Annotated in this window: 11 protein-coding genes; 4 read left to right on the plus strand and 7 right to left on the minus strand. The window is 64.4% G+C overall.

Annotated elements, in window-relative coordinates:
* Window positions 1-56 precede the first annotated feature (56 nt).
* The 3 genes from Q0105_RS01090 to Q0105_RS01100 form a co-directional block, all read right to left on the minus strand.
* Window positions 57-1,703 carry an acyl-CoA synthetase gene (locus Q0105_RS01090; protein ID WP_298207850.1) on the minus strand — a complete coding sequence of 549 codons (1,647 nt, stop codon included), beginning with the start codon at window positions 1,701-1,703 and terminating at the stop codon, window positions 57-59.
* 63 nt (window positions 1,704-1,766) lie between these two features.
* On the minus strand, window positions 1,767-3,431 hold the full coding sequence (locus tag Q0105_RS01095) for a diguanylate cyclase (RefSeq protein ID WP_298207852.1): 1,665 nt from the start codon (window positions 3,429-3,431) through the stop codon (window positions 1,767-1,769).
* A gap of 15 nt (window positions 3,432-3,446) precedes the next feature.
* Window positions 3,447-4,460 carry an extracellular solute-binding protein gene (locus tag Q0105_RS01100; protein WP_298208387.1) on the minus strand — a complete coding sequence of 338 codons (1,014 nt, stop codon included), beginning with the start codon at window positions 4,458-4,460 and terminating at the stop codon, window positions 3,447-3,449.
* Between the two features lie 142 nt (window positions 4,461-4,602).
* Here Q0105_RS01100 and dnaG point away from each other — a divergent pair, with 142 nt between their 5' ends.
* From dnaG to Q0105_RS01115, 3 genes are all read left to right on the plus strand, one after another.
* Complete coding sequence (gene dnaG, locus Q0105_RS01105) at window positions 4,603-6,627, plus strand: DNA primase (RefSeq protein ID WP_298207854.1); 2,025 nt, start codon at window positions 4,603-4,605, stop codon at window positions 6,625-6,627.
* 269 nt (window positions 6,628-6,896) lie between these two features.
* On the plus strand, window positions 6,897-9,269 hold the full coding sequence (rpoD, locus tag Q0105_RS01110) for an RNA polymerase sigma factor RpoD (protein ID WP_298207857.1): 2,373 nt from the start codon (window positions 6,897-6,899) through the stop codon (window positions 9,267-9,269).
* Between the two features lie 290 nt (window positions 9,270-9,559).
* The gene (locus tag Q0105_RS01115; RefSeq protein ID WP_298207859.1) at window positions 9,560-10,570 is read left to right on the plus strand and encodes a tripartite tricarboxylate transporter substrate binding protein; all 1,011 of its coding nucleotides are present in this window, start codon (window positions 9,560-9,562) and stop codon (window positions 10,568-10,570) included.
* Between the two features lie 193 nt (window positions 10,571-10,763).
* Here Q0105_RS01115 and Q0105_RS01120 read toward each other — a convergent pair whose 3' ends face one another.
* Both Q0105_RS01120 and Q0105_RS01125 read right to left on the minus strand, forming a co-directional pair.
* The gene (locus Q0105_RS01120; RefSeq protein ID WP_366145903.1) at window positions 10,764-12,002 is read right to left on the minus strand and encodes an acetyl-CoA C-acetyltransferase; all 1,239 of its coding nucleotides are present in this window, start codon (window positions 12,000-12,002) and stop codon (window positions 10,764-10,766) included.
* Window positions 12,003-12,025: 23 nt separating this feature from the next.
* Window positions 12,026-12,613, minus strand: a complete 588-nt coding sequence (locus Q0105_RS01125) for a hypothetical protein (protein ID WP_366145898.1) — start codon at window positions 12,611-12,613, stop codon at window positions 12,026-12,028.
* A gap of 293 nt (window positions 12,614-12,906) precedes the next feature.
* Here Q0105_RS01125 and Q0105_RS01130 point away from each other — a divergent pair, with 293 nt between their 5' ends.
* On the plus strand, window positions 12,907-13,914 hold the full coding sequence (locus Q0105_RS01130; RefSeq protein ID WP_298207865.1) for a helix-turn-helix domain-containing protein: 1,008 nt from the start codon (window positions 12,907-12,909) through the stop codon (window positions 13,912-13,914).
* Window positions 13,915-13,964: 50 nt separating this feature from the next.
* Here the strand turns inward: Q0105_RS01130 and Q0105_RS01135 are convergent, their stop codons facing one another.
* Window positions 13,965-14,909: a tripartite tricarboxylate transporter substrate binding protein gene (locus tag Q0105_RS01135; protein WP_298208389.1), complete on the minus strand. Its 945-nt coding sequence runs from the start codon at window positions 14,907-14,909 to the stop codon at window positions 13,965-13,967.
* A gap of 144 nt (window positions 14,910-15,053) precedes the next feature.
* Window positions 15,054-16,268, minus strand: coding sequence for a CaiB/BaiF CoA-transferase family protein (locus tag Q0105_RS01140; protein WP_298207867.1), 1,215 nt, complete (start codon window positions 16,266-16,268; stop codon window positions 15,054-15,056).
* Between the last annotated feature and the right edge of the window lie 10 nt (window positions 16,269-16,278).

Genomic DNA, 16,278 nt, shown 5'->3' on the forward strand with positions numbered 1-16,278 from the left:
CAGTGTGCGCAGTTTTCTTTGTGCATTGGAATGAAGGGCATGAGGGCGCTTTCGCATCAAACGCTGATAGCCGCCGCGGACCCTGCCAGCTTGCGCAGCTCGAACTTCTGGATCTTGCCCGTGCTGGTTTTGGGCAGCTCGCCAAACACCACGGCGCGCGGCACCTTGAAGCCTGCGAGGTGTTTTTTGCAGTGCGCCACGATGTCTTCGGGCGTGGTCTGGGCACCGGCTTTCAGCTCCACAAACGCACAAGGCGTCTCGCCCCACTTCGCATCGGGCTTGGCGACCACGGCTGCGGCCAGCACGTCGGAGTGGCGGTAGAGCACGTCTTCCACCTCGATGGACGAGATGTTCTCGCCGCCCGAGATGATGATGTCTTTGCTGCGGTCCTTGATCTTGATGTAGCCGTCGGGGTACTGCACGGCCAGGTCGCCGCTGTGGAACCAGCCGCCTGCAAAGGCTTCTTCGGTGGCCTTGGGGTTCTTCAAGTAACCCTTCATGGCGATGTTGCCCTTGAACATGATCTCGCCCATGGTTTCGCCGTCCTGCGGCACGGGCAGCATGGTCTCGGGGTCGAGCACGCGTACGTCGCGCTCCAGGTGGTAGCGCACGCCCTGGCGCGCGTTGAGGCGGGCGCGCTCGCCGATGTCGAGTGTGTCCCAGGCCGCGTGTTTGGCGCACACGGTGGCGGGGCCATACACCTCGGTCAGGCCATAAACATGGGTCAAATCGAAGCCCATCTTCTCCATGCCTTCGATCATCGACGCCGGGGGCGCAGCGCCCGCCACCATGGCCTTGATGCCTGCGGGCACGTTGGCCTTCATCGCGTCGGGCGCGTTGACCAGCAGGCCGTGCACGATGGGCGCACCGCAGTAGTGGGTGACGCCGTGCTGGCGGATAGCGTCGAAGATGGCCTGCGCGTCCACACGTCGCAGGCACACGTTGACCGCCGCGCGGGCCGCGATGGTCCACGGAAAACACCAGCCATTGCAGTGGAACATGGGCAACGTCCACAGATACACCGCGTGCTTGGGCATGTCCCACTCGAGCACGTTGCTGATGGCATTGGTGGCCGCGCCCCGGTGGTGGTAGACCACGCCCTTGGGGTTGCCGGTGGTGCCGGATGTGTAGTTGAGTGCAATCGCATCCCACTCGTCGGCGGGCAGGCTCCAGGCAAACGCTGCATCGCCCGTGGCCAAAAAATCCTCGTAGTTGGTGCCGCCCAGGCTTTGCACGGCAGGGCCATAAAGCGCGTCTTGCACCTCGATCACGCGGATGGGCGTGGCGGCGGTGCGCAGGGCCAGTGCCTTGGCCATGGTGCCGGTGAATTCTGGGTCCACGATCACTGCCTTGGCCTCGCCGTGGTCGAGCATGAAGGCAATCGCCTCGGCATCAAGCCGGGTGTTCAGGGTGTTGAGCACAGCACCCGCCATGGGCACGCCAAAGTGCGCCTCCACCATGGGCGGGGTGTTGGGCAGCATCACGGCCACGGTGTCGTTCTTGCCAATGCCTGCCTGCACCAGGGCGCTGGCGAGCTGGCGGCAGCGGGTGTAGGTCTGCGCCCAGGTCTGGCGCAGCGCGCCATGCACGATGGCCAGGCGGTCGGGGTAGACCTCGGCTGTGCGTTCGATGAACGACAGCGGAGACAGGGCGGCGAAGTTGGCTTCGGTGCGGGGCAGGTGCTGGTCAAAGATGGAGGTCATGGGCAACGGGTCGCGGGTTGGGATGAACGGGACACGGAACGCAGCCTACGGCCGCAGGCTGACTCAAACCCTTCGCCGGTGGCTTTGTTTGACACGGTACATCGCCGCGTCGGCGCTGGCCAGCAGCTTGCCGGCATCCTGGGCATCGCGCGGAAACAGGCTCATGCCCACGCTGGCGCGCACCGCAAAGGGCTGGCCGTCGATGTCAAGCGGTGGCGCAAAGGCCTGCTCCAGCTTGGCGGCGATCTGCAGCGCAATTTCTTCGGAGTCCACGTTCTCACACAACACGGTAAATTCGTCGCCCGCGAGCCGGGCCACGGAGTCGACCTGGCGCACGGCCCCGGTGATGGTGCGGGCCACGGCCTGCAGTACCAGGTCGCCCATGGCATGGCCATGCGAGTCGTTGATGGCCTTGAAATCGTCCAGATCCACAAACAGCAGGACACAGCCCCGGCCACTGCGGCGAGAGATTTCAAGCACCTGCGTCAGGCGCTGCTCGAACATGCGGCGGTTGGGCAGGCCGGTGAGCGCATCGTGGTGCGCAAGATGGGCCATGGCGTCGCGGCTGGCGTTCAGCTCGGTGATCTGGCGGCTGATCTGCTGCTCCATGTCGTGGAAGCTGCGGGCCAGCTCGCCCACTTCATCCTTTCGCTGCACGGGCAGCGCTCCATGCGAAACCCCCCGCGAAAACGCCTGTGTAGCCGCCGCCATCGCCTGCAAAGGCTGGGTCACCACACGCGACACCCAGGCGGCCAAGGCCACCCCCACCAAACAGAGCACCAGCAAAATTTTGAGGATGCTGCGGCCCAGCTCCACCACCTCGCCCTGCACGGCCGCCAAGGGCTGCGAGAGGCCCACCACCATGAAACGCCCTTCGTCCTCGCTGCCAAAAGGCATGCGGACAAACGAAAAAACACGGGCATCCTCGTCCTCGGGGCCCGACTGGCTGTGCACTACCTCTTGCACGTGCCCCTGGACCAGCGCAGTCACCGGGGCAAACGCGTCCTGGATCAAGATGCGCTGCCCCCGGTCAAAACCAAAGGTCTGGGCCACGTCGGGGTGCACCAGAAAGTCGCCCCACCGGTTGCTAAGGAAAAACTGGTAGGTCGCAGGGAGCGCGGCTTTGAAGTTCTTCAAAAACGGCTCTGCCGCCACGCGCACCACCACCACCGCCCGCACCCGCCCGTCCTGCACCACGGGGGATGCCATGTTGAACACCGGCAAGGCGTCCTCCTCGGACGCGCCTTCGTGGTTGATACCGAATTCAGACACATACACCTGGCCTACCGCCAGCCCCAGCGCTTCGAAAACGAACGGGAAATGCGCTTTTTCCTGAAGGGCCTCGTCGCCTATGCGCACCGGCACACCGTCTCGGCGATCGATGCGCACCAACTCCAGCCCATGGTCGTCCGCACTGATCAAACGCACCTGCAGGTAGCTGGGATGGGCCGCCAGGCGGGCCTTGAACACTGCGGCCAAGTGCTCCCGGTCCAGCTCCACCGCCGCCACGTTGGCCAAAAATGAAGTGTCGATCGCCACCGTGCCAAAGCCGGCCTGCATGTGGCGCGCAAGCACCTGCGTGGTGGCCATCAGGGAGCTCTCCGCCCGACCCTGCAAGCGCTCCCGGCTCGAATCAAAGGTGTAGTAACTGGCAAGAATGGCGGCAAAAACACTGAACGAAGCCAGCAACGCCCCCAGGCGCAGCGCCATGCCCCATTTCATGCGCATCCCGTTCTTCATCCGTCAGAACCTTTCGGGCCGGTCGCCCGACACAATGCGCTGCCACAACTGCGCGCGCCGGGCTTCGTTCTCCACCGGCTCCAGCCAGATGATGGGCCCCATGGGAACATCACCCGACAGCGCGGGCGGCTCATCCAGCGTATTGGCCAGCCCCTGGCGCCGCGTGAACTCGCGGCTCACAGCCGGGTCGAGCATGTAGTTGATCCACTCCGTGGCCAGGGCCACCTTGGTGGAACGGCGGGTAATGGCCCAGCAATCGAGCCATGCTAGCGCGCCCTCTTTGGGCACCACATAGCCCACGTCCAGCCCCGCATCACGCAACTGCTTGAGCTGCTGCTGGCCGTAGTTGGCGTGCATCACGGCCACCTTGTGCTTGCGAAACAGCTCCACCGATTCCTCGGGCAGGCTGTAGAACGAGCGAACGTTGCGGCGCAGGGCCACCAGGTCTTTGGCCAGCGGGCTGAAACGAGCGTCATCGATGCGAAACGGCGCCAGGCCCCGGTACATGGCGGCCAGCGAAAACCCGTGGCTGCTGCCATCAAACATCAACACCTTGCCCTGCCAGCGCGGGTCCCACAGCGCGGCAATCGACTGCGGCGGCGTGCTGAACTGCTGGCGGTCGTACACCAGTCCCATCTCGGAGTACGTGTAAGGCATCGCATACACCTCGCCACGCTGGGTGATGCCCGCGATGGATTGCAGTTGGCGAAACCGAGGCAGTTGGCGTGCGGCGTTCGGGATGTTTCCAACGGCGAGCGGGACCAGCATGTCCTGACCCACCAACCGAGCAATTTCAGCGGTGTTGGCGGCCACCAGATCAAACCCGGCGCCGTTGGGGCTGGCCAATTGGGCCCGCAGAACCTCATCGGACGCCACCGTGGTGATCTCGACCTTGACCCCATGGCGCTTCTCGAAAACAGCGACCACGTCAGGGTCGGCATACCCAGGCCATGACAGCACCCGCAAAACCGTGGTTGCCTGCGCCAGGCGGGGCACCAACAACATCCCCAGGGCCATCGCCAGCAGAACCGCAGCCACACCGCCACGCCACTTCCGCTGCGCCCCAATACCCGCTGCCTGTCGCCACGCCATGAATGCCATGCCGAACGCCCATCCTGCAATATCTAGTAACGAACAGTTTACGCGGACAATACACCGCGTGACGATCCCTCAGTCTTTCATTCAGGAGCTGCTTGCCCGTGTCGACGTGGTTGACATCGTGGGCCGCTACGTGCAGCTCAAGAAAGGCGGCGCCAATTTCATGGGGTTGTGCCCCTTCCACGGCGAAAAGTCCCCTTCGTTCAGCGTCAGCCCCGCCAAACAGTTCTATCACTGCTTTGGCTGCGGAAAAAATGGCAACGCCATCAGCTTTCTGATGGAGCACGCAGGCATGGGCTTTGTCGAGGCCGTGCAAGACCTGGCCCAGGGTGTGGGATTGCAAGTCCCTGACGACGACGTCTCCCCCCAGGAGCGCGAACGAGCCGCCGCCGCCCGCCAAAAGCAGGCCACGCTGAGCGATGTGCTCGAAAAAGCGGCAGATGCCTACCGCCGCCAGTTGCGCGAGTCGCAGCGGGCCATCCAATACTTCAAGGGCCGGGGCGTTTCGGGCACCGTGGCCAAGCGCTACGGCCTGGGTTATGCGCCCGAGGGCTGGCGCAGCCTGGCCAGCGTGTTCCCTCAGTACGACGACCCGCTGCTCGAAGAAAGCGGGCTGGTCATCGCGAATGACGAGGACGGCGGCAAGCGCTATGACCGCTTTCGCGAACGGGTCATGTTCCCCATCCGCAACGTCAAAGGCGAATGCATCGGCTTTGGCGGGCGGGTGCTGGGCGACGAAAAACCCAAGTACCTCAATTCGCCTGAAACACCGGTCTTCCACAAGGGGCGCGAGCTGTATGGCCTGTTCGAGGCCCGCACCGCCGTCCGCGAGGCAGGCTACGCCCTGGTCACCGAGGGTTATATGGACGTGGTGGCGCTGGCGCAGCTCGGGTTTCCGAACGCGGTGGCCACGCTGGGCACGGCCTGCACGCCCGAACATGTGCAAAAACTGCTGCGTTTTACCGACGCGGTGGTTTTCAGCTTCGACGGCGACAACGCCGGGCGGCGCGCCGCCCGCAAGGCACTCGACGGCGCCCTGCCCCACGCCACCGACACGCGCAGCATCAAGTTCTTGTTTCTGCCCGCAGAGCACGACCCCGACAGCTTCATCCGCGCCCACGGCGCCGACGCCTTTGCCCAGCAGGTCGGTGATGCCGTGCCGCTGAGCCGCTTCCTCGTCGATGCCGCCAGCGAGGGCTGCGACCTCTCCACTGCCGAGGGCCGCGCCCACATGGCCAGCAACGCCCGCCCCTTGTGGACAGCCCTGCCGGACGGCGTTCTCAAGCGTCAACTGCTGAGCGAGCTGGCCGAGCAAACCCAGCTCGATGCACGGGATCTGTCGGACCTGTGGAGCCAGGGCTCGGCCCGCGAGGGCGCACGGCCGGCCCACGCGGGCAACCCCCAGCGCCAAAACGCCCGCCCCCAGCCTCACCCGGACGACGCCCCCGCCTGGGACCACAACAGCCCCCCGGATGGGGACCACTGGCCCTCTGCCAGCGAGCCCCCCGGTGGTGGCTATGAGCAGCACTACAGCGGCCCAAGCTCCTCTTCGTTTCGCAAGGGAGGCGACTGGAAAAGCGGCGGCGGCTGGAAAAAACGCGACAAAGACGCCCCCTGGCCACCCCAGCCGCGCCTGCCGCGCACTCCGGCGGCCAGCCGCGCGGACCACGCAGCCCGGCTGCTGCTGTCGCACATGGCGTTTTTGGAAGAGCTGACCCATGACGACCACGCCACCCTATGCGCCCAGCCATCGCCCCACGGCCCGCTGTTCACCTGGCTGGAGGCGCTGTTCCACGAACAGGGCCCACTGGCCTGGGCCGTGCTGCGCGAAAACCTGCGCGAGCACGAATGCGAGGCCCTGGCCGTCAAGGTGATGACCGGCTCCCACGCCCAGACGGAGGGCGACCTGCAGGAACTGCGGCTGGAGCTGCGCGACCTGCTCAACCGCATGCAGATCGAAGACATCAAGGAGCAGCAAAAGCTGCTCGTCTTGCAGGTGGCGCAAGACCCCACGGCGCTGGAGCGCTACCGCGTGCTGGAACAAAAGCGCAACGCTTTACAGGGCGCGGGGGCCAAAGCCGCTTGAAATTCGCGCCGACGGTATAATGTAGGGTTAGTTATTGGCAAGAGCGACAGCAGCACCTCCGAGCCGGGCCACCGTGACAAACGCGCACTACTGCGTGTATGGGCCCACTTATCGCAAGGACTGCACACCAAATGATCGCCCAGACATCTTGCCGCTGAGGGCCTCCCCTCAAAACGCGAAGCCTGTTTTCAGCTTCGCGTTGCCACCCGCGCCGGGATCTGTGGCGCTTGCGATTTCTTTGTGTCCGTTTTTGATTTTGAGGTTGTTCCATGCCCGCTCAAAAGTCCGCGAAGCCGCCCAAGTCTGCTCCAGGCACTGCCGCCAAGGCTGTTTCCACCACTGCTGCCAAGGCACCTGCAAAGGCTGCGGCCAAAAAGTCCGCGCCCGCGCCTGCCCCAGCGGCCAAGAAAGTCAAAACCGTGCCCGTGAAAAGTACCGCCGAGCTGATCAAAGCCGCCGATGAGCTGCTGAAGAAAAAACCTGCCCGCGCCAAGGCTGTCGCCGCTGCCGCCGACGAAGAAGAAACCCCCAAGAAGCGCCCCGGCCGCCCTGCCAAGGCCGCAGGCGCCGCTGAAGCCAAGGCCCCCGCCAAGCGTGGCCGCAAGCCCAAGGCTTCTGCTGGCGACGACAACAGCGATGACACCGACCTGTCCGACATCGAATCGGACCTGGAAGGCGAAGTCGAGGAGACCACTGAAACGGTCGCCGCCGTCGAAAAGGTCAAGCCGCTGCGCATGAAAATCAGCAAGGCCAAGGAACGCGCCTTGATGAAGGAGTTCGGCCTGGACGAAACCGTCCTATCCGAAGAAGACATGCAAAAGCGCCGCCAGCGCCTGAAAGCCCTGATCAAGCTGGGCAAGACGCGCGGCTACCTCACACACGTTGAAATCAACGACCACTTGCCCGACAAGCTGGTCGATGCCGAAACCCTTGAAGCCGTCATCACCACGCTGAACGACCTGGGCGTGGCCGTGTACGAACAGACGCCCGACGCCGAGGCGCTGATCATCACCGACAACGCCCCCGCAGGCGCCACCGAAGAAGAAGCCGAAGAAGCCGCCGAAGCCGCCCTGTCCACCGTGGACTCGGAATTCGGCCGCACCACCGACCCCGTGCGCATGTACATGCGCGAAATGGGCACGGTGGAGCTGCTCACACGCGAAGGCGAAATCGAAATCGCCAAGCGCATTGAAGGCGGCTTGATGGCCATGATGGAGGCGATCAGTGCATCGCCCGCCACCATCGCCGAAATCCTGAACATGGGCGAAGAAATCCGCGAAGGCAAGGTCGTCATCTCGACCATCGTGGACGGCTTCTCCAACCCCAACGAGGCCGACGACTATGTGGCCGAAGAAGACTTCGACGAATTCGACGAAGCCGATGACGACGACGGCAAGGGCGGCAGCAAGGCGCTGACCAAGAAGCTCGAGGAACTCAAGAAGCAGGCGCTGGAGCGCTTTGACAAGCTGCGCGAGCTGTTTGAAAAAGTGCACAAGGTCTACGACAAGGAAGGCTATGGCACGCCTGCCTATGTGAAGGCGCAGAACGCCCTGTCGGCCGAGCTGATGACCATCCGCTTCACCGCCAAGACCATCGAGAAGCTGTGCGACATGGTGCGCGGCCAGGTGGACGACGTGCGCAAGAAGGAGCGCGAGCTGCGCCGCATCATCGTGGACAAGTGCGGCATGCCGCAGGAAACCTTCATCAAGGACTTCCCGCCCAATCTGCTGAACCTGCAGTGGGTCGAAAAGCAGGCCGCTGCGGGCAAGTCCTGGTCGGTCGTGATCGGGCGCAACATTCCCCCGATCCAGGACCTGCAACAAAAACTGATGGACCTGCAGTCGCGCGTGGTCGTTCCGCTGACCGAGCTCAAGGGCATCAACAAGCGCATGAACGAAGGTGAAGCCACCTCGCGCGATGCCAAGAAGGAAATGATCGAGGCCAACCTGCGCCTCGTGATCTCCATCGCCAAGAAGTACACCAACCGCGGCCTGCAGTTCCTGGACCTGATCCAGGAAGGCAACATCGGCCTGATGAAGGCGGTGGACAAGTTCGAATACCGCCGTGGCTACAAGTTCTCGACTTACGCCACCTGGTGGATTCGCCAGGCCATCACCCGCTCGATCGCCGACCAGGCGCGCACCATCCGTATCCCGGTGCACATGATCGAGACGATCAACAAGATGAACCGCATCAGCCGCCAGCACTTGCAAGAGTTCGGCTTCGAGCCCGATGCGTCCATCCTGGCGGCCAAGATGGAGATTCCCGAGGACAAGATCCGCAAGATCATGAAGATCGCCAAGGAGCCGATCTCGATGGAAACCCCCATCGGCGACGACGACGACAGCCATCTGGGCGACTTCATCGAGGACGGCGCCAACACCGCCCCCATCGAAGCCGCCATGCAGGCCGGCCTGCGCGACGTGGTCAAGGACATCCTCGACGGCCTCACGCCGCGCGAAGCCAAGGTGCTGCGCATGCGCTTCGGCATCGAGATGACCAGCGACCACACGCTGGAAGAAGTGGGCAAGCAGTTCGACGTAACGCGCGAACGCATCCGCCAGATCGAAGCCAAGGCGCTGCGCAAGTTGAAGCACCCCAGCCGTTCGGACAAGCTGCGCAGCTTCATCGACTCGCTGTAAACGGCACCTCAGCACTGCGGCCTGCCCAGGCCGCAGGCCATCAACGCCCTGCCCCGCAACTGCGGCGCAGGGCGTTTTTCATGGCAGAGGCGGCAAGCAGACACCACCACCACCCCGCGTTTTCCCCGATGCTACCGACAGCGGACTGACAGTTTGGGTAGCGACCATTGCCATATGGCACAAAGAGATTGCGGTGCAGTTCGGCAATCTCCAGCACAAGGGCTTGCCCCTTTTTGCATAGCAGCACAGGCCATCGCAACGATCTGCCTTCCCATTCTTTCCGCCACCGCATGACCCCCATCAACCGCCGCCAAATTCTTGCCCGCGCAACCATCGGTGCGCTCGGTGTTGCCCCATTGACCACCTCCGCCTGGGCCCAGGCGGCAGCGCGCAACGCACCCGCCAAAGCCCCAAAGCTCGCCTCCACGCTGCGCATCGTGATCCCCGCCAACCCTGGCGGCGGCTGGGACCAGACCGGCCGGGCATTGGGCGCCGCGCTGACCGCCGTGGGCGCGGCCGACCAAGTGGAGTACGAGAACATTGGCGGCAAGGGCGGCACCATCGGCCTGGCCAAATATGCGGAGAAATATGGCAATGATGCCAACACCTTGCTGATGGGCGGCATGGTGATGGTGGGAGCGGTGGCGCTGCAAAAACCCGCTGTAGACATGAGCCAGATACAGCCCATTGCGCGCCTGACCAGCGACTACCTGGTGGCTGCCGTGGCGGCCAAGTCGCCCATCAAGAACACCAAGGACCTCGCCGCCGCCATGCGGGCAGACCTGAAGGCCGTGCCCGTGGCCGGAGGGTCGGCTGGCGGCGTGGACCATATTTTTGCGGGTGTGCTGGCCCGCGCCACCAAGGCCAGCACCGAAAACCTGGTGTACAAGCCGTTCCCAGGCGGCGCAGATGTGGTCGAAGCCATCACATCCGGCAGCGCCGCCATGGGCTTGTCGGGCTACAGCGAGTTCAGCGATGCCATTGCGGCGGGCAAGCTGCGGGCCATTGGCGTGTCATCCCGCCGCAGCGCCTTTGGCCTGCCCTCGTTCCGCGAACAAGGTCTGGACGCCGTCATGGCCAACTGGCGCGGCGTGTTCACAGGCAAGGGCATCACGCCCGCACGCATGGCAGAGATGGCGGCGGCCGTCGAAGCGGCCACCCAGCACGAGTCCTGGTCGCGCACGCTCAAGCAAAATCGGTGGGAGCCCTCCTGGCTCACCGGCAAGGATTTGACGGAGTTCATGGAGCTGGACCTGACCACCGCACGGGTGATGGTGTATCTGCTCAAGCTGAAGGCTTGATCCCCAAAGTTGTTTCGGGTTTCAGCGCGGCCACCAGAGACAGCCGCTCTTCAGAGTATCGACGGCGCGCAGACGCCCAGCCACCAGATCACGTAGCCCACAATCAGCCACTCCAGCGGCAAGGCAAACCAAAACGCCGAGAACGGCGCTCTTCGCTGGATGGGTTTGTGGTGCCGTGGGCCGCTGTCTAGAACTACATACGCTCGATGACCGTAGCGACCCCTTGGCCGCCGCCAATGCACATGGCGACCACGGCGGTCGATGCATTGCGGCGTTCCAGTTCGTCGAGCACCGTGCCGATCAAGATGGCACCCGTGGCTCCCAGCGGGTGGCCCAGAGCAATAGCGCCACCATTGACGTTCACGCGGTCTGGATCGATGCCGAGCCGGCGCACTGTCTGCAGCACGATGCCAGCGAAGGCTTCGTTGATTTCCCACAGATCGATGTCACCGGCCTGCAGGTTTGCCGCCTTCAGCGCCTTCTCGCTCGCCGCCGCAGGCGCCGTCAGCATGATCAGCGGTTCGCTGCCGATGGAGGATACGGCGCGGATGCGGGCGCGCGGCCGCAGGCCGTGGGCCTTGACGTAGTCACTTGATGCCACGGCGACGGCAGCCGCCCCATCGACGATGCCGCTGGAATTGCCCGCCGTGTGAACGTGGTGAATCGTCTGCGCCTGCGGGTAGGCGGCCAGGGCAATCTGGTCGAGGGTTTCGCCCCTCGCACCGACAGCCGCCCCGCCCAGCGCCACGAAGGAAGCCGGTAGCGCCGCCAGCCCTTGCGCCGTGCTATCCGGGCGCGGAAACTCATCGCGCGCCAGCAACAAAGTTCCCGTCAGCGGATCATGGACGGGAACGAGCGAGAGAGCGAAGCGCCCCTCTTCTATGGCGAGTGTGGCACGGCGCTGCGAGCGCAATGCCCAGGCGTCGAGTTCTTCCCGGCTAAAGCCCTCCAGGGTGGCAATGAGGTCGGCACTTATGCCCTGCGGTACCTGGAACACGCGCTCGCGCAACTTGATGTTGCCGCCATCCTGGCCGCCGCCGTCGGCGCCTAGGCCGAACTGCGACATGCTCTCCACACCGCCCGCCACCACCAGTTGTTGCGCGCCGGAGGCTACACCCATGGCCGCGAAATGAATAGCCTGCAAGCCCGAGCCACAGAAGCGATTCAGCGAGACGCCGCCAATCTCCTGCGGCCACCCAGCGGCCAGCACCGCGTTACGTGCAATGTTCGCTCCCTGCGCTCCGATCTGGGAGACGGCACCGATCACAGCGTCGTCCACATCGCGCACGTCGAAACCAGCTTTGTCGGGCAGCGCCCTCAGAACGCTCGCGAGCAGTTCCTGCGGGTGAACGCCGGTCAGCGCGCCCTTACCGATCTTGCCCTTACCGCGCGGCGTGCGCGCTGCGCCGATGATGTAGCTGTCCATGGGTATTCTCCTTGCGTGACTCAGTGGTTTCAGGTTCTGCTCATAACGACCCGCAACTGCTCGGCCGAACCGAGGTGCGCGCCATCGGGTGTCCACGCGTCCAGGCGCTCCAACAACCAGCCGTCCCTTCGGCAAACATCAGTGCGCGCGTGCAGCAGCACCCAGGGCGACGAAGCCAGGGCCAGACCGCTGCCCGGCGTCACAGTGAACGTGACGGTAGGCAGGGCCACGGGCGCATGGAGTACCGCTGCGTAAGACGGCGCAAGCCCGTCCATCAGCACAATCAGCCGGGCGTCATCGGGCGGGAGGTCGTCATCGACCAAGCGCAGCCAAGCGATAAGTTCGGGTTCAACGGCGCCGCTGAACGGTCGAACCTTGCCTACGGGCCGGATCTCGGTGTGGCGTGCAAACGGCACGAATTCGTTGGGTACTGTGAAAACCGGGCACTGCGATGGGGGTGGCACAACGGGCATCCGTGGCGCGATGGCCTTCCCGCTCTCTGGGCCAGGGACAGCGAATAACGCGCTGGCCGATAGAGCAACGCGACTTTCTTCGGTTGCGTTCGCGTCCAGCCAGGACACTGTTTTTCCCGCAGAAGACTCCGATACGTCCAGCATGAATGGCTTGCGCAGGGCATGTCGGAATCGCCCCGAGACTGAACTGCTGCAATACGCGCCCCGGTGATCTGTCACGCATCGCGGCTGTCAACAAGCTCAGCGCCAATCCACCATGGAGACCACCGAACCCCCACCACGAGGAGTCCAGTCCTATTTGCGCTCCGGGCGTGGAGGCTTCATGGATTTGGGCAAGGCGCGCATTCGCATCAAAGGTAGTCATACCCGCAAGCGTAGCGGTCGATCAAATTTCGGGAAGTGGCATAAATGACTATGTTAGGTCCATAATTGCCACAATGATTACCCATCTGATATTCGACGGTGTGGCGGAAAGCTCTCTGGGCGTGGGAATCGACATCGTGGGTTCGGCAGCGCGTTTGGCTGCCAGTGGCGTGGTTGATGCGCCGCACGCGGCCAAGCTGCTGCGCCAGCGCGTGGTGTCGCTTGATGGCCAGCCGGTGCAATCCGGGGCAAATCGCACCATTGCTGTTGATGGCGCATTCAGCTTGCGCGGCATGGGGGCATCGGATGTCCTTGTGGTGCCAGGGTGGTTTTCCGCTACCGAAACTTCGATCGAACGGCTGCTGTCCCAAAACGATACCCAGCGTGGCGCTGCGGCCCTGGGGCGCGCGGCGAGCAAAGGAGTCATGCTCGCAGCGTCTTGCTCGGCCACGTTTTTGTTGGCCGAAACGGGGGCGTTAGACGGCCAGCGGGCAACCACAACTTGGTGGCTCGCCGCTGCATTCGCTCGCCGGTTTCCTGCCGTCTCATTGGCGGCGGACCGAATGGTGGTCGAAGCGCCTGGTGCACTGACAGCAGGTTCGGCCTTTGCCCATGCTGACCTGATGTTGGCGATCATCGCCCGCATCGCAGGTCCTTCGCTGGCGCAGTGGGTAGCCCGCTACCTCGTACTTGACAACCGGCCCTCACAGGCACGCTACATGGTGATGGAACATCTGCGCGTGTCTGATCCAGCCCTTCAAAAGGTTGAGCGTTTCATCATCGACAACCTGGACCGACAAATTACGCTGGCGGAACTGGCCAATGTTGCAGCAGTTTCATCCCGAACCCTGGCTCGGCGCGTGCATGCCGGACTGGGCATGACCCCCAACGAACTTGTTCAGCGATTGCGCGTCTCGCATGCGACGCACATGCTGGAAACCAGCAACGTCTCGGTCGACGAAGTCGCGACTCGCGTGGGTTATGCCGATCCAGCAGCGTTCCGGCGCGTGTTTCGGCGTTTCGCGGGCGAATCCCCGCGAGGTAGGCGCATTCAGAGCACGGGAGCCCATCAAGGCATGTGACATCGGATGGTCCAGATGAAAAGTGTCTAGAAATGCCGAGGCGATCCAGCTCAGTCGATCTTGACATTGGCGTTCTTCACCACCTGCGCCATGCGGGCCGCTTCGCTGCGGAAGAACGCGGCGGCGGGCTCGGGCGGTGTGAGCCGGATCTCGTAGCCCTGGGCAATCAGCGCATCACGCGCCTCGGGCATCTCCATCGCGGACTTGAAGCCGTTGTACAGGCGGGCCAACTCGGCCTTGGGCAGACCGGTGGGTGCCACGGGGGCGATCCAGCCGTCGAGCTCGAAGCCCGGCAGGCCTTGCTCGGCGATGGTGGGCACGCCGGGCAGTGCCGCCACCCGGCTGGCCGTGGTCACGCCCAGCGCGCGCAATGCACCCGACTTGATGTGCGCTGCGGCTGGCGCCACCGCAACCACGCCCAATTGCACCTGGCCGCCCAGGATGTCGTTCATCAGCGGGCCCATGCCCCGGTAGGGAATGTGCTTGATGTCGAGCCTGGCCTGGTCAACAAACATGGCCGCGCCCAGGTGCAGGATGGTGCCGTTGCCCGACGAACCGTAGTTGAGCACGCCGGGTTTCGCCTTGGCCAGGGCGATCAGCTCCTGCACCGTTTTGGCAGGCACCGAGGGATGCGCCACCAGCACGAAGGGCGTGGCGCCCAGGATAGTGATGGGTGTGATGTCGGCCAGCGAGTCGAACGGGATGTTCTTATAGACGCTGGGGTTGACCACATGGTTGTTGGACACCACGCCGATCACAGAGCCGTCCTTGGGTGCCCGCACGATCTGCGTGGTGCCGGTGATGCCGCCCGCACCCGGCAGGTTCTCGATGACCACCGGCTGGCCCAGCGCCTTGGCCAGGCTGTTGCTGATGGCACGCATGGCGCCATCAGCACCCGAACCTGCCGACACCGGCATGATCACGCGCAGCGGCTTGCCGTCACCCTGAGCGCGGGCACTGCGGGGCAGGCCCCAGGTCGCAGCACCCAGCACCATCGCGCCGGTGGCCAGGGCCTGGCGGCGCGAGAGGAGCCCCACGGCGCGGGGTGAAGCAATGGTGGGGGTGATTTTTTGCATGGTGTTGTCTCCGGTCGTTGTCATGGAATCCAGGGCTGCGGTCTGCGCCGCATGGTGAAAAGGTCAGGCTACGGCGCCGGATGCCTGCAGCGCCGTCACATCCTCGGGCGTGTAGCCCAGGGATTGCAGCAGCTCGGCCGTGTGCTGGCCCAGGCGGGGCGGGTCGCATCGCACGTCGAGCCGCTCGCCCGCCATGCGCAGCGGCATGAGCGTGATCTGCGCCGTCTGGCCCGCACGCTCGCCATCGGGCAGCGTGATGTCGGCCAGACCGCCCGTAGCCTGCAGGTGCGGGTCGTCAAACAATTCTTCGGGCCGGCGGATGGGTGCGAACGGCAGACCGTGGCGTTCGAAGATCGCAGCAAGTTCATCCGCCGTGTGTGCGGCCAAACGCTCGCGCAGCACGGGCATCAGCGTGGGGCGGGCGCGCACGCGGTTGTTGTTGGTGGCCAGGCTGGCGTCGGCCTTCAGGTCGGCATAGCCCATGGCGTCGCAAAAGGTCTGCCACTGCGCGTCGCTCACAGCGGCCAGAAAAATCTGCCCACCGTCCTTCACGCTGAACACGTCGTACACGGCCCAGGACGAGATGCGGTCGGGCATGGGGGCGGCGGGCTGGCCCGTTACGGCGTACTGCATCATGTGCTGGCCGACCAGGAACACGTTGTTCTCGAACAGCGCCGAGTCCACCTCCTGCCCGCGCCCGGTGATGCCGCGCTGCATCAGCGCCGCCATGGCGCCGATGGCGCCAAACATGCCGCCCATGATGTCGTTCACACTGCTGCCCGCGCGCAGCGGGTCGCCGGGGCGCCCAGTCATGTAGGCCAGGCCACCCATCATCTGCACCACCTCGTCGAGTGCCGTGCGGTGCTCGTAGGGGCCAGGCAAAAAGCCGGTGTGGTTCACGTAGATGAGGCGCGGGTTGAGCTGGCTCAGCGCTGCGTAGTCCAGCCCGTATTTCGTCATTACGCCGGGCTTGAAGTTCTGCGCCACCACATCGGCCGAGGCGGCCAGTTTGCGCGCGACTTCCAGGCCCTTTGGGCTGCGCAGGTCCAGCGCGATACTCTTTTTGTTGCGGTTGAACATGGGGAAGAAGCCCGCGCCCGCACCCAGCAGGTGGCGCGTGCGGTCGCCGTCCACGGGCTCGACCTTGATGACCTCGGCCCCCAGGTCGGCCAGCACCATGCCGCAGGTGGGGCCCATGACCATGTGGGTGAACTCCACCACGCGCAGGCCTTCGAGCGGCAGGCGGGGGGACGATGGTGCGGTTGGTGTGTCGTTCATGTTCGGAGAA

Origin of the sequence: Acidovorax sp., from assembly GCF_027492855.1 — a bacterium.
GTDB lineage: Bacteria > Pseudomonadota > Gammaproteobacteria > Burkholderiales > Burkholderiaceae_C > Acidovorax.